Below are 20,149 nucleotides of genomic sequence, written 5' to 3'. Positions count from 1 at the left end.
AGGGAAAGCTTAGCCGCGAAGGGTGTCAGGCCCCGAGTCGGGGGTTCCTCCATGAAACGGAGCATCCTCCGGAACGCCCTGCGAATGCGGCGGCTGGGCGTCCAGCGGCTCATCCATCCGGGCCTTCTTGGCTTCCTCCTGCGCTTCGCGCTCAGCCCGCTCCTGGCGGCTTTCCACGGGGCCGGCCTGCTGGACCGGCCGGGTCTCCTTGGACAGCCACACTTCGCGGAAGTCGCGCTTGCGGACGTCACGGAAGATGTCGGCAATCTCGGCCTGGTTGAGGGTTTCCCGCTCCAGCAGCTCCAGGGCGAGGAAGTCCAGGATGTCCCGGTTCTCGGTGAGGATTTCGTAGGCCTCATCATGTGCCTGCTCGATCAGGCGGCGCACTTCCTCGTCCACGACGTAGGCGATCTGGTCCGAGTAGTTGCGCTCATGGCCGGCATCGCGGCCCAGGAACGGCTCACCGCCGCCCTGGCCCAGGCGGACAGCCCCCACGCGTTCGCTCATGCCGTATTCGGTGACCATCTTGCGTGCGGTGCCGGTGGCCTTTTCGATGTCGTTGGAAGCGCCGGTGGAGGGATCATGGAAGACGATCTCCTCCGCCACGCGGCCACCCATGGCGTAGGCCATCTGGTCCAGGAGCTCATTCCGGGTGATGGAGTACTTGTCGTTCTCCGGAACCACCATGGTGTAGCCCAAGGCCCGGCCACGCGGCAGGATGGTGATCTTGGTGACGGGCGCCGAGTTCCGCAGGGCTGCCGCCACCAGGGCGTGGCCGCCTTCGTGGTAAGCGGTGATCTTGCGCTCGTGTTCCTTCATGACGCGGCTGCGCTTCTGCGGGCCGGCCATGACGCGGTCGATGGCCTCGTCCAGGGCGCGGTCGTCAATCAGGTTGGCGTTGGAGCGGGCCGTGAGCAGCGCGGCCTCGTTAAGGACGTTGGCCAGGTCCGCACCGGTGTAGCCTGGCGTCTTCTTGGCCACGGCCTTCAGGTCAACGCCGGGGGCCATCGGCTTGCCCTTGGCATGCACCTGCAGGATCTGGTCGCGCCCGATCAGGTCCGGTGCCTCGACGGATACCTGGCGGTCGAAGCGGCCGGGGCGCAGAAGTGCCGGGTCCAGGACGTCGGGCCGGTTGGTGGCGGCGATCAGGATCACGTTGGTCTTGACGTCGAAGCCGTCCATCTCCACCAGGAGCTGGTTGAGCGTCTGCTCGCGTTCGTCGTTGCCGCCGCCGATGCCGGCGCCGCGGTGCCGGCCGACGGCGTCGATCTCATCCACGAAGATGATGGCCGGCGAATTGGCTTTGGCCTGCTCGAAGAGGTCGCGGACACGGGACGCGCCGACGCCGACGAACATTTCCACGAAGTCGGAGCCGGAAATGGAGAAGAAGGGTACGCCGGCCTCACCGGCAACGGCGCGGGCCAGCAGGGTCTTACCGGTGCCTGGCGGGCCGTACAGCAGCACGCCCTTGGGGATCTTGGCGCCGACGGCCTGGAACTTGGCCGGTTCCTGCAGGAATTCCTTGATCTCCTGCAGTTCCTCCACGGCCTCATCCGCACCTGCAACGTCAGCGAAGGTCACCTGCGGCATGTCCTTGCTGACCATCTTGGCCTTGGACTTGCCGAACTGCATGATCTTGGAGCCGCCGCCCTGCATGCGGGTCATCAGGAACCAGAAGAGTGCGCCCAGCAGGATCACGGGGATCAGGAGGGAAAGCAGGCCCGAGAACCAGTTGCTTTCAATCGGCTGGTCCGTGAAGCCCTGGGCCGGCTTGGCGTCGGTGACAGCCTTCACCACGTCCTGCGCGCGGGCATCCACGAAGAAGAACTGGACGCTCTTGCCTTTGTCCTGCCCGTCCACCTGCAGGTTGTCCTTCAGCGTGAGGTCAACGCGGTTTTCACCGTCGAAGATCTTGGCCTGCTCCACCTTGTTGCTGGAGAGCAGTTCCAGGCCCTTGTCCGTGTCGATCCGGGCCGCACCGCCGGGGGCGAGCGTTGCAAAAGCCACTAGGAGCAGACCGACCACAACGACGATCCAGATGCCCGGGCCTTTGAAGAAGTTCTTAGCTTTCATCTGTTCGGGGGCTGACCCCGTCCCTTCCGGTAGTGCTTCACGGCGAGTAGTCTGCGCGCGTGATGGTGCTGCGTCAGCTTCTAGCTATACACCGTCCGGAGTACATCACGCATAGCGAAAAGCAAAAGTTCCCTGTGGGCGTATCGGCCCGGCGCTCCGCCGCGTGGCGCACGGAAGGGAGTGCGCCGGGCGGTGCGGGCCGGGGCTTTCGCGGCCGGCGCCTACTCGTAAACGTGCGGGGCCAGGGTGCCCACGAAGTCCAGGTTGCGGTACTTTTCCGCGTAATCCAGGCCGTAGCCCACCACGAATTCGTTGGGGATGTCGTAGCCCACGTACTTGACGTCGATCTGCACCTTGGCCGCGGTGGGCTTGCGGAACGCAGTGCAGATTTCCACGGAGGCGGTGCCGCGGGATTCCAGGTTGGTCTTGAGCCAGGACAGGGTCAGGCCGGAGTCGATGATGTCCTCGACGATCAGCACGTCCTTGCCCATCAGGTCCGTGTCCAGGTCCTTGAGGATCCGCACCACGCCGGAGGACTGCGTACCGGAGCCGTAGGAGGACACGGCCATCCAGTCCATGGAGATGTGGCTGTGCAGCGCCCGGGCCAGGTCGGCCATGACCATGACGGCACCCTTGAGGACCCCAACAATGAGGATTTCGCGTCCCTCGTAGTCCTTGTCGATCTGTGCGGCGAGTTCGGTGATCCGCTGCTGGATCTGTTCCTTGGTGTAGAGAACGTGCTTGAGATCTGCCTGGACGTCGTTTGAATCCACCAATGGCTCCTGTGTAGATGCGGGGCGCGACTATTTTGCGGGCGGTTTTTGAGGCCGGAATACTAGCTTCCCACAGCGCGCGGGTTCGCGGGGAACGGAACCGGTACCGTCCGGGGCCCCTGCTGCGGCAGCGTCCTTCGATTCCTCCAGCTGCGCGAGCGACAACCTGTACACCGCCACCCCGCCCGGAAGCTCCACGGGACCGGCGGAACCTTGCCGCCGCAGCAGTGCTTCCGCCGCCAAAAGGCGCCGGTAGCTGGGCTGCTGCCCGCCGGCGTCGGCCGCTGCCTTGGCGATGACGCGGAACCTGAGGGCAGGCGCCAGCGCGCGCAATTCCTCCTCCGGCAGGCTCAGGTCCCTGCCATCACGCACCACCAGGGAGGCATAGGTGCTTTCCGCCACATCCTCGAGGTAGTCGGCGTCCAACTGCAGGATGGCAGCGGTCCGGGCAAGGGATTCGGCGACGCCGGGACCAAGTTTTTCCTCAAGGTGCGGCAGGACTTCCACCCGGGTCCGCGACCGGGCAAAGGAGGGGTCGGAGTTGGTGGGATCGTGCCAGGGATCCAGCTCCTCCACTGCGCAGATTTCTTCCGTGTCCGCCCGCCGGAGTTCCAGGAAGGGGCGCAGGAGAACGGTATTTCCGGCCCCGGGACGGGCCGGCCGCATACCCGCCAGGGACCGCGTGCCGGAGCCGCGGGCCAGGCCCAACAGTACTTGCTCGGCCTGGTCGTCCAGGGTGTGGCCCAGCAGCACTGCCTGCGCGCCCTGCCCTCCGGCTGCGGCTTCCAGCGCGGCGTGCCGGGCTTCGCGGGCGGCGGCCTCGGGGCCCATTCCGGCACCGGCCACCGTAACGGTACGGATTTCCACCGGCTGCAGGCCCAGGTCCTGCAATGCTTCGGCCGTACGGGCAGCGACCTCGCCGGACCCCTCCTGCAGCTGGTGGTCCACCACCACGGCGCCGACCGTCAGCGGGTGGCCGTCCACGTGGCCGCGGCGGGCGAAGTAGGCGGCGACAGCGGCGAGCGCCAACGAGTCCGGTCCGCCGCTGCAGGCTACAAGGACGTGGCGCGGATAGCCGGCGCCGGCCAGGGCGTTCTGCAGCAGTTTGCGCGCAGTGCCAACGACGGGCGCCAACCTGCCGGGCCGTCGTCGACCCCTCCGCGCGCCCTGTCCTTCAGCTGCCGGGGCGCCCTCCGGTACCTCTGAGGGCAACTAGAGGCCCATCCGGTCGAGCCACAGCTTGGCGTCGTGGATCTCGGGTTCGGTGGGAAGGTGGTCCACCGAGTCCCATACCTTGTTGAAGCCCTCCATGCCGGCCACGTCCACCACGGCGCGGACAAAGCGGGCGCCGTCTGAGTATTGGCGCATCTTGGCGTCCAGGCCCAGGAGGCTGCGGATGAACTTCTCGATCACGCCGCGGTCCTTGCCGCGGTCGTTGAAGCGCTGCCGGATGGTCTTGACGGAAGGCACGATGCTCGCATCCACGGCATCCATCACCACATTCGCGTGACCCTCAAGGAGGCTCATCACAGCAGTGAGATGCGAGATGGCAGCCTTTTCCTCGGGGTCCTGCAGCAGGTCCAGGATGGCGCCGCGCCCCGGCGTGTTTCCGCTGGCAGAGCGGTCCTTGAGCGAACGCGCGGCAGCCGAGGCGCGCTCCATGAGGGAATCGACGTTGCCCAGGAGGTGCCCGCTGAGTTCGTCGATTTGCTCCAGCATGTGGTGGCGCAGCCACGGCGCTGCCGCGAACTGCACCCGGTGCGTCTGCTCGTGCAGGCACACCCAGAGCCGGAAGTCCTCCGGGGCGACGTTGAGTTCGCGCTCCACCGAGATGATGTTTGGCGCCACCAGCAGGAGCCGGCCTGCGGCAGGGGCCGTGGAGTTCTCGGCCAGGGCCGCAAAGGGATCGTACTGGCCCAGGACCTTGCTGGACAGGAAAGCCAGGACGGCGCCCAACTGGCTGCCGGTAATGGCGCCACTGACCTGGGCGGCAGCGGGGCTGAGGTTGCCGCGGCGGGTGTCCAGCATCTTCTGCATGGCGGGCTTGAGCATTACTGCGAAGCTTTGGGTGTTGGCTTTGGCCCAGGACGCCCGGTCCACCACCAGCACGGAGGAGTCGCGAAGGTCCCGCGCGGCTTCCAGCCCGGTGATTTCGTGGACATGGGGAACGGATGCGTCCGCGAGCCGGCGCAGGCTGTCCACCGCATCGCCGATGGCTTTTCCGTCAAGCACGGGTCCGGCCGGGGCCAACCGCGCCGCGGCAGAGGCAGCGAGGTCCCAGTTGATCAGGGCCTGCGCCGGGTTGGACTGGGCTGCCTGGTTGGACTGGGTTGCCGGGGACAACGTCGGTGCGGACTCGCGTGCAGTGGACTCCATGGTCCCATCAGAACACAGCGCACCGGACAACGTCCTTAAGTTCGCTGACCGGCGAAACTTCCACAGCCCCCGCACAGGGAGGCGAAAGCGCTGTCCCAGTCCGGACCCGCACAGTGGAACCACGAAAACATCCCGCCCGCACCGGAGCGGCCCTATCCCGCAGGAGGACACCATGATCCCCTACCGTCCCATCGCTCCCCTGACCGTCGGTCCCCGCAAGGGCTGGAAGTCGGTGCTGGCCGCCGTCGTCATGGCCGCCCTGCTTGGCACCACCGCCCCGTCCGCCATGGCTGCAGGGCCGGCGCCCACCGCCGCGTCAGCCACGGAGGCAGCACAGCCCGGAACCACCCCCGCAACGGAGCGCCCCACGGAGTAGGCAACCCCTAGCGGCAGCCGCAGCCTGCCAGGGCGGTGGCTGCCCGGTCCAGCGCCACTTTGTTGCCGGCAGCTCCGGGCGTCAGTCCGTTGCCGATGAAGGAGAACACCAGGAGCCGGCCGTCTGCGTCAACCACGTAGCCGCTGAGCGCCAGCACGGTGTTCAGGGTCCCGGTCTTGGCGTGGACCAGCCCGGCACCCCCGGAGGTGGTGGAGTCCCCGTAGCGGGTGTCCAAGGTGCCCGACAGGCCGCCGACCGGGAACCCGTCCAGGGCAGAGCGAAGCCTGGTATCAACGCCGGTGGTCATGGCGCGAACCACGTCCGTGAACTGGCGGGCCGTGACCTGGTTGCCCATGGCCAGCCCGCACGCATCCACCAGTTTTACGGCGTCCGGGGTGACCGCCGCTGCCGCCAGTTCGGCGGTGACTGCGGCCGTGGCGCCGTCATTGCTGCCGGGCCGGCCCGTGGCCACGGCCGCCATCCGGCCCATGGTCTCGGCCAGGTAGTTGTCCGAAACCTGCAGCATCAGGTCCACCTGCTCGGCCACGGTGGCCGAGTCGACACCGGCCAGGACAGCAGCACCGGAACTGGCGGCGCCGGGTGAACGGTCGATGCCAGCCGCGACGGTCAGTGCCGCCCCGGCACCAGCGGCCCGGAGCCGGGCCGCGAATTCCTGCGCTGCGGACATTGCAGCGTCCTGGGGCCGCGGACCGGTGGTGACGGCGGGGTCGAAGCGCGCGGAGTTGAGGGCCAGCGGGTAGAGCGGCGCGATTTCGCCGGCTTCCACGTCGCCGGACAACCAGTTGGGATTCAGCGCCGGGCCGGTGAAGAGGGAGTCGTCCACCAGTACCTTGATCTCGCCAGTGGTGCCTGTGGCCTGCAGGTACTGCACTGTCAGTGCGGCAAGCGTGGCCAGGCCGGCGTGGCCCAGGGTCTGTCCGGGCTGCGATTCCCCTGCCCCCAGGAGGACGTCCCCGCCGCCCACCAGGACCACCTGCCCGGGAGCTGGGCCCCGCACCACCTTCGTGGTGAACCGGTGGTCCGGTCCCAACGTGCGAAGCGCGGCCACGGCAGTCAGCAGCTTGAGGTTCGACGCCGGCACCCGGCTTTCCGAGCCGCCCCGGTCAAAGAGGACCTGGCCCGTGAGCGCATCCTGCACCATGCCCGTGAAAGTACCCCCGCCGTCGGCCGTCAATACCGGTTCCACCTGCGCCGCCACGGCAGGCGGTGCGGGCACCGGCGCCGAAGGCTGGAGGGGTGCCAGCACCTGTGGGACGGACAGCGTGGCGGGAGCCTGCTGCCAGGCGGGCGCAGAGACGGCGGGCGCCGGGGCCTCGGGTCCGCGGAAGCCGGGGGCCACCAGCAGGGCCGCGGGGATGGCTAGCGCGATCAGCACCAGGGCGGCCAGGACCAGGTGCCAAGGCTTCCTTGCCTCCCGGGCCATGCTGCCGGAGCGTTGGGAACGCCGGTCCCGCAAACGTTCCCCGCCGGTTGGTGTGGTCATGCTGGTGCCGGTCCTCAAGTCCTGAAATTTCCCCACAAGTTCCTGATTCCAGGGCCTCTCGCTATATCCTCAATTGTAGTCGGCGGCACCGACACGCTTTTTGATGGGCCCGTCCTGTGTGCCGCGCACCCCCTGCAATTGCCGAGGAGCATTCCCATGAAGCACGACGTGACCATCGAGATCCCCAAGGGATCACGCGTCAAGTACGAAGTTGACCACGAGACCGGCCGAGTCCGCCTGGACCGCGTCCTCTTCACCTCCATGCAGTACCCCACGCACTACGGGTACTTCGAAAACACCCTCGGCGAGGACGGCGACCCGCTGGACGCACTGGTGCTCCTGCAGGACTTCGACCTGCACCCCGGCGTCATCGTCGAATCCCGCCCCATCGGAGTGTTCAACATGACCGACGACGGCGGCGGAGACGCCAAGATCCTGTGCGTGCCCGTGGACGCCCGCTTCGACCACATCCAGGAAGTCAGCGACGTCAACGAGTTCCTGATCAAGGAGATCGAGCACTTCTTCACCCGCTACAAGGACCTGGAACCGGGCAAGTGGGTCAAGGCCGAAGGCTGGGGCGACCGCGCCGCCGCCGAAGCCGAGCTGGAAGCCTCCATCAAGCGCTACGTCCCCACCGGACACTAGTCCCCAGGCTGGGCTTGCCCGGCAACTCCCTTAGGGTCCGACGGCGGGTGCCCGGCTTTTCGAAGCCGGGCACCCGCCGTCGTTGCCCCAGGAAGTTGTGGCATGGTGGGGCTGTGAATTCCGAGCCAGCCGTGACGTCCCAGCTTCTGTTCCATCCCCCGTGCGGGCCCGTCAGCGGTTGGTGCGACGGCGACGTTGTGCGCGCCTCCGGCATCCCCTACGCCCGGGCCCCACGTTTCCAGGCCCCGGTACCGGTACCGGACTGGACCAGCGAATATGCCGCCACGTCTCCCGCTCCCGCTTGCCCACAGGCGCCAGTGCCGTTCCTGGACGACGTCCTGGGCACGAAGTACGGCGAGCTCCCGGGCAGCGAGGACTGCCAGAACCTTTCCATCACCCTGCCCGGTGACCTGGCACCGGATGAGAAGCTGCCCGTCATGGTGTGGATCCACGGCGGCTCCTACACCACGGGCTCCGGGGACCTTGCCATCTTCGACGCCGCACGGCTGGTGGCCGAGAACCGGATCATCGTGGTCTCGGTGACGTACCGGCTTGGACTGTTCGGCTTCCTGGCCACACCTGCAGGACGGCCCGGCAACCTGGGGCTCCTGGACCAACTCGAGGCCTTCCGGTGGGTGCAGCGGAACATCGCCGCTTTCGGGGGTGATCCAGGCCGGGTCACCGCGTTCGGGCAGTCCGCCGGCGGGGACGCGATCGCCCACCTGATGGCCACCCCCGAGGCTCCAAACCTTTTCCGGCGTGCCATCATCCAAAGCGCCCCACTGGGCATCACCCGCGGCCGGGCGAAGATGAACCACGCCATGGGCATCGCCTCGGACGGCGTCACGGACCAGACCCCTGCCATGGACGTGGTGGCCCTCGAAGCACAGGTGACCCAGGTGGCCCGAAAGTTCGGGATGTTGGCTGCCATGCCGTTTGGCACCCAGTACGGCCACGATCCGCTCCCCGGGGAGTCCGGCATCGAGGCTGCCTGGAACCGGACCGCCCCGGCCATCGACGTGCTGATCGGCCATACCTCAGAGGAGGCCCGGCTGTTCCTTCCCCGCAGCCCGCGCCTGATGCGCCTGGCCAAGGTTCCGTTTGTGGGCAAGGCCGCCGTGCGCGCCATCGATTGGGTGGTGACCGAAACCGTGTATGGCCGGGCCACCCGCAGGTTCGCGCGCCGGCATGCCAAGGCGGGCGGGCGGGTCCACCGGTACGTCATGGACTGGCACGCCCCCGGGAACATCTTCGGCGCAGCCCACACCATCGACCTGCCGCTGCTCTTGGGCAACCGGGAAACCTGGGACGGCGTGGGCCTGATCGCCGGCGCCCGCTGGGAGGATGTGGACGCGACCGGCAGGGCGGTGAGGTCATTGTGGGCCGGTTTCGCGCGGGGCGATGACCTGGGCGAGGCAGGCGGAGTCGACCACGCCCTGCATTATCGGCGGGTGTGACAGCCCTTGAGGACCCTCGGCGTGGACCTGGCGGCCGCCACCAAGAAAACCGCCGTGGCCGTCATCGAGTGGAGCGATGACCGGGCCCGGCTGGCACACCTGTCGCTGGACGTGGACGACCAGGAGATCGTGGACTTATTCGGCAGCTGCGACATGACCGGCGTCGACTGCCCCGTGGGCTGGCCGGACGCCCTGGTCCCGTTCCTCACCGGCCACCTCAACTTCGACGCCGGACCCGTCCTGGCGCATGACGGCATTGCGGGCCGGCGGCTGCTTGCGTACCGGGACACGGACCGGTTCTGCACCGCCCAAACCGGCCTGATTCCGCTGAGCGTTTCGGCTGACCGGCTGGCCCACCCTGCCATGCGCTGCGCAGTGATCCAGGCAAAGATCGCGGCGGTACATGGCCCACAGCTCCGGGACGGGTCAGGGCGTCTTGCCGAGGTGTACCCGGCGGCGTCACTGAAAATCTGGGGCCTCAACGGCCGGGGTTACAAGGGCCGCGGCGTCCCCGAAGCCGAACGCCTGGGCACCCTGCTGGCGGCCCTCGAGGAGCAGGCCCCCTGGCTGGACCTCGGCGGCCACCGGGACCGGATCACCGCTTCGGACGACCTCTTCGACGCCGTCATCGCCTCGCTGACCGCCCGGGCCGCCGCCCGCCGTCGAACGCTCCTGCCCGATGATGCCCACGCTGCAGCCGCCCGCAGCGAGGGCTGGATCCATTTGCCCTCCTGCGGCCTGGACGTGCTCCCGGGCTAGGAGCTCAGCCGCCCAGCTTCCAGTTGCGGATCTCCTCCGGGTCCTCGCCGTGGGTCCTGGTGTGCTCCCGGGCGCGGTTCCGCCGGTCCTGCAGGTCCTGGCGCAGGAGCGCGTGCGAGCCGGCGAGGCCCGGCACCCGGTCGATCGCGTCGATGGCCAGGGTGAAGCGGTCGATCCCGTTAAGCATGGCCATGTCGAACGGGGTGGTGGTTGTCCCCTCTTCCTTGTAGCCGTGCACGTGCAGGCCCTGCTGGTTGGTGCGCCGGTACGCCAGCCGGTGGATCAGCGCCGGGTAGCCGTGGTACGCGAAGATGACCGGCTTGTCAGGGGTGAAGATCCCGTCGAAATCGTGGGCCGGCAGGCCGTGCGGATGCTCGCTGTCGTCCTGCAGCCGCATCAGGTCCACCACGTTCACCACGCGGACTTTAAGCCCGGGGGCGCCTTCGCGGAGCAGTTCGGCGGCCGCCACCGTCTCCACCGTCGGGACATCGCCAGCGCAGGCCAGCACGACGTCGGGCTCCTCGCCGGGCACTTCGGAGCCGGCAAACGTCCAGATCCCCAGGCCGCGCCGGCAGTGGTTGGCGGCATCTGCCGGGCCCAGCCACGTGGGCGAGGGCTGTTTACCGCTGACCACGATGTTCACGTAGTCCGTGGACGCCAGGCAGTGCTCCATGACGGACAGCAGGGTGTTGGCGTCCGGCGGCAGGTACACCCGGATGACTTCGGCTTTCTTGTTCACCGCGTGGTCGATGAACCCCGGGTCCTGGTGGGAGAACCCATTGTGGTCCTGCTGCCACACATGCGAGGACAGCAGGTAGTTCAGAGACGGGACCGGCTGGCGCCACTGGAGTTTGCGGTGCACCTTGAGCCACTTGGCATGCTGGTTGAACATCGAATCGACAATGTGGACGAAGGCCTCGTAGCAGTTGAACACCCCATGGCGGCCCGTGAGGAGGTAGCCCTCCAGCCAGCCCTGGCACAGGTGCTCGCTCAGCACCTCCATCACCCGGCCGGACCGGGCCAGGTGCTCGTCGACGTCGTCAATCCGGTACTGCCAGACCTTGTCGGTGACCTCGTAGACGTTCTGAAGCCGGTTGGAAGCCGTCTCATCCGGACCGAACAGCCGGAAGTTATCCATGTTCTGCGCGATGACGTCCCGCATCCAGGACCCGAGCGTGATCATGGGGCTCACGCGGTCCGTGCCCGGGTTCGGGACCTCGACGGCGTGGTCCCGGTACGCGGGCAGTTTCAGTGAGCGCCGGAGCAGTCCGCCGTTGGCGTGCGGCGTGGCACTCATGCGGAAGTCACCGGCGGGCGCGCCCCGGGCGACGTCGGGCCGAAGCCTTCCCTCGGCGTCGAACAGTTCGTCCGCGCGGTAGGACTGCAGCCACTCCTCCAGCTGCTTCAGGTGATCCCCGTTGGTGCGGACCTCGGACAGGGGCACCTGGTGCGCCCGCCACGTCCCTTCCACCTGGAGCCCGTCCACGGTGCGCGGGCCGGTCCAGCCCTTGGGCGAGCGCAGGACGATCATGGGCCAGCGGTGCCCGCCCTCCCCCACCTTCTCAGCCTCCGGATCCTGCCGGTGGGCATCCTGGATGGCCTTGATTTCCCCCAGGCAGCGGTCCAGCACGGCGGCAAAGTCGCGGTGCGCCTGCTCGGTGTTGTCCGGATCCTGCACGGTGACGAAGTAGGGCTGGTGGCCGTAGCCACGCAGCAGCTGCTCCAGCTGGTCCTCCGGCATCCGGGCCAGGATGGTGGGGTTGGCGATCTTGTAGCCGTTCAGGTGCAGGATGGGCAGCACGGCGCCGTCCGCGGCGGGGTCCAGGAAGTTGTGCGAGTGCCAGCTGGCGGCCAGCGGACCGGTCTCCGCCTCGCCGTCACCGATGACGACGGCGGTCACCAGCTGGGGATTATCAAACACGGATCCGTAGGCGTGCGCCAGGGAGTACCCGAGCTCACCGCCCTCGCTGATGGAACCGGGGCTTTCGGGGGCCGCGTGGCTGGGAATGCCGCCGGGGTAGGAGAACTGCCGGAACAGTTCGGCGATGCCGGCCTCGTCGTTGCCCACGTGGGCATAGATTTCCGAGTAGGTGCCCTCCAGCCAGGCGTTGGCGACGACGGCGGGGCCGCCATGGCCTGGGCCGGCCACGAAGAGCATCTCAAGGTTGTCGCGGCGGATCACGCGGTTCAGGTGCGCGTAGATGAAGTTGAGCCCGGGCGTGGTGCCCCAGTGGCCCAGCAGGCGTGACTTGGTGTCCTCAGCCTGCAGCGGCTCGCGCAGCAGCGGGTTGGAGCGGAGGTAGATCTGGCCCACCGAAAGGTAGTTAGCGGCACGCCACCAGCGGTCCACGAGTTCCAGTTCCCCCTGCCCGATGCCTTCCTGCCGCACGTCGTCCTCCCGCATCGTGTCCTGCATTCCATCGTGCCCAGTGCTGCCGGCCATAACCATCCTCACCTCGGGAGTGCCGCTGCAGGCGGCCGTTTCCCCATCGCAACAGATGGAGGGGCAGCGAGGCAACCCCCCGCCGTCGGACCTTGCCGTGGGGACGTGGGCCCCCTGTAGGGTACTAAGCAAGCTTAGTTTTCGCTGCGGCGGAAGCTGGGAACATCAATTGTGGGGAGATCGAGACATGCCAGCCGAAGACGACGTTGTAATTCCCGGGGTTCCGTCCAGCGAACCGCCTGCCCTCGAGGAGCCCACCAGCCCGCGGGAGCCGCTGCCGCCAAAGCCGGACCAGCGCGGCCCCGAGGCGGTGTCCCCCACCGGCAGCCCTACCGGCGCACCGGCCACCGCCCGCGCCCAGTCCGGCCAGTACCTGACCACGGCCCAGGGCCTGCGGCTGCAGGATACGGACCATTCCCTGAAGGCCGGCGCGCGGGGCCCCATCCTGCTGCAGGACCACCACCTGCGCGAAAAGATCACCCACTTTGACCACGAGCGGATCCCGGAGCGCGTTGTCCACGCACGCGGCGCCGGAGCGCACGGGGTGTTCCGGTCCTACGGGACGGCCTCGAAGGTCACGCGCGCCGGTTTCCTGGCCGCGGACGTCGAAACGCCCGTGTTTGTGCGTTTCTCCACCGTTCTGGGCTCCCGCGGGTCCGCGGACGCAGTGCGGGACACCCGCGGGTTTTCGACAAAGTTCTACACCGACGAGGGCACCTACGACCTCGTGGGAAACAACATTCCAGTGTTCTTCATCCAGGACGGCCTAAAGTTCCCGGATGTGGTGCACGCCGCCAAGCCCCACCCGGACCGCGAAATCCCCCAAGCCCAGAGCGCCCACGACACGTTCTGGGACTTCGTCTCGCTGCACACCGAGGCGCAGGCGCACACCATGTGGAACATGTCGGACCGCGGCATCCCGAGGTCATACCGGACCATGGAAGGCTTCGGCGTCCACACGTTCCGGCTCATCAACGCCGCCGGCGACACTACCCTGGTCAAGTTCCACTGGAAGCCCAAGCAGGGCGTGCACTCGCTGGTCTGGGAGGAGGCCCAGATCATCAACGGCATGGATCCGGACTTCCACCGGCGCGATTTGGCGGACGCCATTGAGGCCGGCGCCTACCCGGAATGGGAACTGGGAATCCAGACGTTCCCGGACACGGAGGACCAGATGTTCCAGGGCATCGACCTGCTGGATCCCACCAAGTTCGTCCCCGAGGAGCTGGCCCCGGTGCAGCCCGTTGGTCTCATGACCCTCAACGCGAACCCCACCAACTACTTCGCTGAGACCGAGCAGGTGGCCTTCCACCCAGGGCACCTGGTTCCGGGCATCGACGTCACCAACGACCCCCTGCTGCAGGTGCGCCTGTTCTCCTATCTGGACACCCAGATTTCCCGCCTGGGCGGGCCCAACTTCGCGCAGATCCCCATCAACCGGCCGCACGCTCCGGTCAACGACATGCTCCGCGACGGCATGCACCAGACGGCGGTCCATGGAGGTGCTGCGCCCTACCGGCCCAATTCGCTGGACGGCGGCTGCCCGTTCCTGGCGGGGCAGGACATGGGGGCATTCGTGGACGTGCCCGAGGCGGTTGCGGAATCCATCAAGGAACGGCACAATCCTGCATCCTTTGATGACCACTACAGCCAGGCCCGGCTGTTCTTCCGCAGCTTGAGTGCCGTGGAGCAAGACCATGTGATCCAGGCGTACACGTTTGAGCTGGGCAAGTGCTACGAAACTGCCGTCCGGGAACGCCAGCTCAAGGCCTTGGCCAATATTGACGCCGGGCTGTGCGCCGCGGTCGCCGCAGGCTTGGGCATGCCCGCTCCGGAGGCCACCGAGCAGGTTCCGGACCGGGATCCCAGCCCTTCCGTGTCCCAGGTGGGCGAAAACTGGCCGGTTGCCGGGCGCGTGGTGGGCATTATTGCCGATTCCTCCAGCGACCTTTCGGAGGTGGAGGCGGCCCGCAAGGCGCTCGACGGCGAAGGCATGGTGCCGCTGGTCATCGCACCAACCGGGGGCACGCTTTCCTCCAACGGGCTGTCGGTGACAGTGCAGCGGACCCTCCTCACGGCACGGTCCACGGAGTTTGACGCGCTGATAGTGGCCGGAGGCAAGCAGCCCGCGCCCGACGCGTCCGCGGGGCGCGACGCGAAGGCCGGGGAACCTGTCAACGGGCTGGATCTGCGCGCCGCACTGATGCTGTCCGAGGCCTACCGCCATTCCAAGGCGATCGCCGCCTGGGGTTCCGGTTCGGCCGTCCTGGAAGAGGCCGGCATCCCGGAGGGGGCCGTAGGTGTGGTGGGAGGCAGCGATGCGGACTCGGTGACCGCCGAACTTTCGTCGCTCATTGCCGCGCACCGCGCCTGGGACCGCTTCCCGGCCAGCGACGCTGCGAAACGGGAAAACTGACCGCGGCCCCTCCAGCCTTCAGGTCCGCCGCTGGGGCCCCGCATCCACCCGATGCGGGCCCCCAGCCGTGCGCATGGCCGGGGCCCGGCAGGCGGTACGGGCGCGAAACCTCCCGTTTCGCAATTACTACTTCCGGGTAGTGTGGACCCAGAATGTTCACCCTCACCATCAACCAGACGGACAGCCGGCGCGACGGCGACCAGGTGCCGCAGCTGCTCAAGGCGCTGCGGCACATCCCCGCGCGCCTGGATTTCGACCGGTCAGTGGAAGACGAAGTCCAGGGCATTGTCGACTGCCCGCACCAGGCCGTGGAGGCCGCGCTGATCGCCTTGCGGAGCGGGTATTGGTACGTGGGAATCGGCGCAGGGACCGTAAACGAGCCATTGCCCAACCAGATCAAGGACGCCTCCGGCCACGGTCTGGTCTATGCCCGCCGGGCGGTGGACCGGCTCCGCAGCAGCAAGGAGCGGGTGCCGGTTGCCGTGGAGGGTCCGCTGGCGGATGTTGCCCATGACGCCGAAGCGATCCTGCGGCTGCTCGGCCATATCGTGCGGGAGCGGTCCGGCGCGGAATGGCGGGTGCTGGACCTGCTGACCCCGGGAGTCCGCGGCCAGCAGAAGGCCGTGGCGCAGGAACTCGGGATCACCACCCAGGCGGTCAGCAAAGCCGTCGCGCGGGCGCAGTGGAACGAAGAACATGCCGCCCGGCCCGCAGCTGCCCGTTTGCTGGCGCTGGTCCTAACGGGCATGACCGCCGGCGGGTTGACCACTTGAGCCGCGTCCCGCCGTCGTAATGACTGCCGGGGCTTCCGTGCCCCTTAGCTGCCCGTTGCTGCCAGGACCGGCTCGCCGTTGAAGTATTCCAGCTTCCAGCCGTCGACCGCGTGGTGGTGCGCCAGGTTGAGGGCGGCGTTGTCCACACTGCCCAGGGCCTGGCCGATGGCACGGCTGAGGCTGACCCGCAGCAGGGTGCCGTGGGTGACCACCAGGACCCGCTGGCCGCGGTAATCATCCGCCAGGGCTTCCAAGGCTGCGAGGCCGCGGTCCGCGGCTTCGTCTTCACTCTCCGCGCCTTTGAATCCGCCGGGAATACGCAGCGCTTCCAGCTCGGGGCCGGCCTGCATCCCCTCGGCCGGGCCGAAGCTGCGCTCGGTGAGCTCCGGGACCCGCCTAGCCACCGTCAGCCCGAGCCCTTCGGCGATCAGGTCCGCGGTCTCCGCGGCCCGGCTCAGCGGCGAGGAGACGATGGCGTCCCATTCATACGGTGCAAGGATGGCGACGGCGTCCCGCGCCTGGCCGCGTCCGACGTCGTTCAGGGGGATGTCGGTTGATCCCTGCAGCCGGCGCTCGGCGTTCCAGTCGGTCTGGCCATGGCGGACGAGGGCGAACGTCGTAAGGGTCATATCCCTATTCTGCCTTGGACTGGCGGCGTGCCCTGAATTCCTCCTTGCTGCCGGGTCCTGCCTAGAGGAGGCTGCGCAGCACATGGGCGGCGCCGTCGTCGTGCACTGAGTGCGTGACTTCGTCCGCCGCAGCGACCACTTCCGCCGGAGCCTGCCCCATGGCGACGCCGCGGCCGGCCCACGTGAGCATTTCGATGTCGTTCCGGCCGTCGCCCACGGCAACTGTCAGGTGCTCTTCAAAGCCAAGCCGGAGCCTGAGGTTTTCCAGGGCGCTGGCCTTGGTGACGCCGGCGGCGGCGATGTCCAGCCACGCGGTCCAGCCCACCGAATAGGTCACGCCCGCCAGGCCCACGTGGTTGATGGCCTCGTTGAACTCTTCGGGCGTGTTCTCGGTGCTGAACACCACCACGCGGACGGCAGTAGCCTCCAGCATGGTCTGGAAGTCAACCCCCACCGCCTCGACGCCGAAGCTGGCATCCTGGAACCGCTCGGTGGAGAGGAACCTTCCGTCGGCGTCCTCAAGCGCGTACTTGGCGGACGGAAGACGTTTGCGGAGGGCGCGCAGGGCCGGTCCCGGATCAAACGTGGCCTTGTGGATCACCTCGTAGCCGTTTTCCAGTTCGGGGTGCAGCCGGAGGGTCACCCCGCCGTTGCAGCATACGGCGTACCCGTGCTCGATGCCGATCTTTTCGATGATGGGAAGTGTGGCGTTCAGGGAGCGGCCGGTGGCGATCATAACCTCGTGCCCGGCGGCCACCACGGCCTGCGCAGCTTCCCGTACGCCAGCGGACATGTGGCCGTCGTGGTTAACCAGCGTGCCGTCCACGTCCAGGGCGACCATGAACTTCTGGTCCACCGCGGGGAAGCCGATGCTGTTGCGGTTGTAGTCTCGATTGTTGTCTCGCCGGTCATCGTTGCCGGCGACTGAGGTTTCAGTCAGCGTTGTCATTCACACAGTGAAGCAGACGTAACTGACACGCGCTAGGACGCGGACCACAGGTTTATTGAACTGTTGGTTAACACGGCGGATTTCCACATTTGCGGGAGGCCGTACATGGACAAGCGCGGGCAAATCCCAGGCTTGTTCGCGGATCGGAACAATTGAAGTGCCGATCCGCGAACACACTGATGGAGGATTCCCCTAGAGGACCGGGAGGACCTCCAGGCCGCCCAGGTACTTCTGCAGGGCCTTCGGCACGTTCACGGAGCCGTCCGCGTTCTGGTGGTGCTCCAGGAGGGCCACGATCCACCGTGTGGTGGCCAGGGTGCCGTTCAGCGTGGCCACGGCGCGCGTGCCCTTGGCAGCACCCTCAGAATTCACCACCCGCTCCCGGATGTTCAGGCGGCGGGCCTGGAACGTGGTGCAGTTGGAGGTGGAGGTCAGCTCGCGGTAGGCGTTTTGCGTGGGGACCCAGGCTTCGCAGTCGTACTTGCGGGCCGCGGAGGTACCGAGGTCGCCGGCGGCAGTGTCGATGACCCGGTACGGCAGTTCGCACTTGGCCAGCATCTCCTCTTCCCAGGCCAGGAGGCGCTGGTGCTCGGCGGCAGCTTCTTCAACCGTGGTGTAGATGAACATCTCCACTTTGTTGAACTGGTGCACGCGGATGATGCCGCGGGTGTCCTTGCCGTGGGATCCGGCTTCGCGGCGGTAGCAGGAGCTCTGTCCCGCGTAGCGGATGGGGCCGGCGGAGAAGTCCAGGATCTCGTCGGCGTGGTACCCGGCCAGGGCCACCTCTGAGGTGCCCACGAGGTAAAGGTCGTCTTCGGCGAGACGGTAGATCTCGGCGTCGTGCTTGACGTCGAAGCCGGTGCCCTGCATGGTCTCGGGACGCACCAGGGTGGGGGTGATCATGGGGATGAAGCCGGCTTCAATGGCCTGGTCCATGGCCATCTGCAGCAGTGCCATCTCCAGCCGGGCCCCCACGCCCCGCAGGAAGTAGAAGCGCGCACCGGAGACCTTGGCGCCGCGTTCCATGTCGATCGCGCCGATCAGCTCGCCGATTTCCAGGTGGTCCCTGGGCTCGAAGTCGGGGAATTCGCGCGGGGCGCCCACGGTCTTGACAACCACGTAGTCGTCCTCGCCGCCTTCGGGAACGCCGTCCTCCACCAGGTTGGGGATGGTGCGCAGCAGTTCTTCCTGCTTAGTCTGGGCGGCATCAGCCTCCGCGGAAGCGGCCTTTACCGAATTGGCGAGTTCCTTGACCTCGGCCAGCAGGGCCTGCTTCTCGTCGCCCTTGGCCTTTGCCACCTTCTTGCCGAACACGTTCTGCTCCGCCCGGAGGTTCTCGAAGCGGAGCAGGGCGGCACGGCGGGCGGAGTCCGCGGAGATGATCGCGTCCACCACTGATTCGTCCGCGCCGCGGGCGCGCTGGCTGGCACGGAACTTGTCCGGGTTTTCGCTGAGGTCTTTTACGTCGATCACCAGACAAGGGTATCCAATTCACTGCACGACGGCGGGCGTGCAGCTCCGTGCCGCGGGCCGCCGCGCGCCGGGCTACTGTTGAACCACCATGAGCGACTGGATTCTCTACCTGCTGATTGCCGTGGCGCTTGCCTTCGCCACCTCCAGCTGGTGGGGGGTGCGCCGCCTCAAGGCCCTGCATATGCGCAGCGCCGTCGCCGGGGAAGCCTACGACTCAGGGCTGGCCCAGCAGCGGGTGGCCGTGGTCCTGAACCCCATCAAGGCGCGGGCGGACGAAGCCAGGGGAATGATCCACCGGGCATGCCTGGCGGCGGGGTGGGAGGAGCCCGTCTTTTTCGAGACGACGGCGGAGGACCCCGGCTTTTCGCAGATGCAGGCCGCCTTGGCGGCAAAGCCCGACGTCGTCCTGGTGGGCGGCGGCGACGGCACCGTCCGGGTGGTGGCTGAGGCCCTCGCGAACACCGATGTAGCCATGGGCCTGATTCCGCTGGGCACGGGAAATCTCCTGGCCCGGAATGTGGACCTGGACGTGAACGATCTCCACGGCAATGTCCAGACAGCGCTTTTTGGGCGGCAACGGTACATTGACACTGCCCGGATGGCCATTGAGAACTCCCGCACGGGCCACTATTCGGAGCACGTCTTCCTGGTGATCGCCGGAGTCGGCATGGATGCCGAAGTCCTCGCCGACACCAACGCCGGGCTGAAGAAAGCCGTGGGCTGGCTTGCCTACACGGAGGCCGGGGTGCGCCACCTGCCGGGCCGGCGGAAAAAGGTCTCGATCGCCCTGGATGACAGCCCGGAGCAGGTAAGGAACATCCGCAGCGTACTGTTCGCCAATTGCGGCCTGGTTCCCGGCGGCATTGACTTCATCCCGCAGGCCATGATCGACGACGGCATGCTGGACGTCGTGGTGATGAGCCCCCGCAGCGCCCTGGGGTGGCTGCTGATGTACGTGAAAATCATGTTCAAGCACAGTGGAAAGCTGCCCATCATGACCGTGTACCGGTCAGTCAAGGTGGTCATCAAGTGCCCCGAGCCGATGCCCACGCAGCTCGACGGCGACACGGCGGGGGAAGCCACTCAGCTTACGGTCGGGGTGGAGCCCCGGTCACTCCTGGTCAGGGTCAGGGGGCAGGGACACAGCGGCGGCCCGGCGCAGAGCAGCCCACGCACCGTGCGGTAACGCGGAGCTGAAGCGGCGCCGCGACGCGGCGCCGACCCAGTAGTCGGCGCCGTCAGGACCCGGACTTTTTCCCAGCCTCAGCAGCAGCTTTCGCGTCCGCGTGGGCTTGTTTGGCAGCAGCGTGGGCTTCGGACTGCTCGCGGATCATCGCCTGCTCCTCTTCGAAGCGGAGGCGGTCGGCACGGTCGGCGTCGTCCCCGTCCCAGTCCTGGTTGTCTCCCGTCGGCTTGGGGTTGACGATCATCCCCTGGCCGTCATTGTCAGTGCTGCTGGTCATGACCCGCTCCCTTCGTCAGGGGCCATACCCCGTGTGGATC

Annotated in this window: 17 protein-coding genes; 7 read left to right on the top strand and 10 right to left on the bottom strand. The window is 67.5% G+C overall.

All coding sequences use genetic code 11. The features are described 5' to 3' along the window. Positions 1–9 precede the first annotated feature (9 nt). The 4 genes from ftsH to PV772_RS10950 form a co-directional block, all read right to left on the bottom strand. Positions 10–2,073 (bottom strand): ATP-dependent zinc metalloprotease FtsH, encoded by a 2,064-nt coding sequence (gene ftsH, locus PV772_RS10965; RefSeq protein WP_141158592.1) that lies wholly within the window; start codon positions 2,071–2,073, stop codon positions 10–12. A gap of 221 nt (positions 2,074–2,294) precedes the next feature. Continuing rightward, a complete protein-coding gene (gene hpt / locus PV772_RS10960) occupies positions 2,295–2,846 on the bottom strand; it encodes a hypoxanthine phosphoribosyltransferase (protein ID WP_141158593.1) in 552 nt (183 codons plus the stop codon). Between the two features lie 30 nt (positions 2,847–2,876). Beyond that, positions 2,877–3,950, bottom strand: coding sequence for a tRNA lysidine(34) synthetase TilS (gene tilS, locus PV772_RS10955; RefSeq protein WP_347886159.1), 1,074 nt, complete (start codon positions 3,948–3,950; stop codon positions 2,877–2,879). 108 nt (positions 3,951–4,058) lie between these two features. Further along, positions 4,059–5,222, bottom strand: a complete 1,164-nt coding sequence (locus PV772_RS10950; RefSeq protein ID WP_347886144.1) for a zinc-dependent metalloprotease — start codon at positions 5,220–5,222, stop codon at positions 4,059–4,061. Positions 5,223–5,394: 172 nt separating this feature from the next. Between PV772_RS10950 and PV772_RS10945 the strand changes: the two genes are divergently transcribed. Next, entirely contained in the window at positions 5,395–5,598 is a 204-nt protein-coding gene (locus PV772_RS10945) for a hypothetical protein (RefSeq protein ID WP_307358693.1), read from the top strand. 7 nt (positions 5,599–5,605) lie between these two features. Here the strand turns inward: PV772_RS10945 and PV772_RS10940 are convergent, their stop codons facing one another. Continuing rightward, complete coding sequence (locus PV772_RS10940) at positions 5,606–7,102, bottom strand: D-alanyl-D-alanine carboxypeptidase (protein WP_347886143.1); 1,497 nt, start codon at positions 7,100–7,102, stop codon at positions 5,606–5,608. A 156-nt stretch (positions 7,103–7,258) separates the two neighbouring features. On the opposite strand from PV772_RS10940, the gene PV772_RS10935 reads away from it, so the two are divergent. The 3 genes from PV772_RS10935 (at position 7,259) to PV772_RS10925 (ending at position 9,963) form a co-directional block, all read left to right on the top strand. Next, positions 7,259–7,747, top strand: a complete 489-nt coding sequence (locus PV772_RS10935) for an inorganic diphosphatase (RefSeq protein WP_018762663.1) — start codon at positions 7,259–7,261, stop codon at positions 7,745–7,747. Between the two features lie 113 nt (positions 7,748–7,860). After that, positions 7,861–9,204 (top strand): carboxylesterase family protein, encoded by a 1,344-nt coding sequence (locus PV772_RS10930; RefSeq protein WP_307358687.1) that lies wholly within the window; start codon positions 7,861–7,863, stop codon positions 9,202–9,204. Positions 9,205–9,210: 6 nt separating this feature from the next. Further along, entirely contained in the window at positions 9,211–9,963 is a 753-nt protein-coding gene (locus PV772_RS10925) for a DUF429 domain-containing protein (RefSeq protein ID WP_347886142.1), read from the top strand. A 4-nt stretch (positions 9,964–9,967) separates the two neighbouring features. On the opposite strand, the gene PV772_RS10920 is transcribed toward PV772_RS10925, so the two are convergent. Then, entirely contained in the window at positions 9,968–12,406 is a 2,439-nt protein-coding gene (locus PV772_RS10920) for a phosphoketolase family protein (protein ID WP_347886141.1), read from the bottom strand. Positions 12,407–12,593: 187 nt separating this feature from the next. Here PV772_RS10920 and PV772_RS10915 point away from each other — a divergent pair, with 187 nt between their 5' ends. Both PV772_RS10915 and PV772_RS10910 read left to right on the top strand, forming a co-directional pair. Further along, positions 12,594–14,822 (top strand): catalase, encoded by a 2,229-nt coding sequence (locus tag PV772_RS10915; protein ID WP_347886140.1) that lies wholly within the window; start codon positions 12,594–12,596, stop codon positions 14,820–14,822. 152 nt (positions 14,823–14,974) lie between these two features. After that, positions 14,975–15,595, top strand: coding sequence for a MarR family transcriptional regulator (locus PV772_RS10910; RefSeq protein ID WP_141158600.1), 621 nt, complete (start codon positions 14,975–14,977; stop codon positions 15,593–15,595). Between the two features lie 44 nt (positions 15,596–15,639). Here PV772_RS10910 and PV772_RS10905 read toward each other — a convergent pair whose 3' ends face one another. The 3 genes from PV772_RS10905 to serS form a co-directional block, all read right to left on the bottom strand. Then, entirely contained in the window at positions 15,640–16,224 is a 585-nt protein-coding gene (locus PV772_RS10905; RefSeq protein ID WP_141158601.1) for a histidine phosphatase family protein, read from the bottom strand. Positions 16,225–16,285: 61 nt separating this feature from the next. After that, positions 16,286–17,173, bottom strand: coding sequence for an HAD family hydrolase (locus PV772_RS10900; RefSeq protein ID WP_347886139.1), 888 nt, complete (start codon positions 17,171–17,173; stop codon positions 16,286–16,288). A 192-nt stretch (positions 17,174–17,365) separates the two neighbouring features. Further along, positions 17,366–18,646 (bottom strand): serine--tRNA ligase, encoded by a 1,281-nt coding sequence (gene serS, locus PV772_RS10895; RefSeq protein WP_347886138.1) that lies wholly within the window; start codon positions 18,644–18,646, stop codon positions 17,366–17,368. An 88-nt stretch (positions 18,647–18,734) separates the two neighbouring features. Between serS and PV772_RS10890 the strand changes: the two genes are divergently transcribed. Further along, positions 18,735–19,832, top strand: a complete 1,098-nt coding sequence (locus tag PV772_RS10890; RefSeq protein ID WP_347886137.1) for a diacylglycerol kinase family protein — start codon at positions 18,735–18,737, stop codon at positions 19,830–19,832. Positions 19,833–19,884: 52 nt separating this feature from the next. Here the strand turns inward: PV772_RS10890 and PV772_RS10885 are convergent, their stop codons facing one another. Next, on the bottom strand, positions 19,885–20,109 hold the full coding sequence (locus PV772_RS10885; protein WP_141158605.1) for a hypothetical protein: 225 nt from the start codon (positions 20,107–20,109) through the stop codon (positions 19,885–19,887). Between the last annotated feature and the right edge of the window lie 40 nt (positions 20,110–20,149).

Source organism: Pseudarthrobacter sp. CC12, from assembly GCF_039907755.1.
Classification (GTDB): Bacteria; Actinomycetota; Actinomycetes; order Actinomycetales; family Micrococcaceae; genus Arthrobacter; species Arthrobacter niigatensis.
The sequence above is the reverse complement of the archived record's forward strand: the minus strand, read 5'-3'. Positions and strand labels throughout refer to the sequence as shown.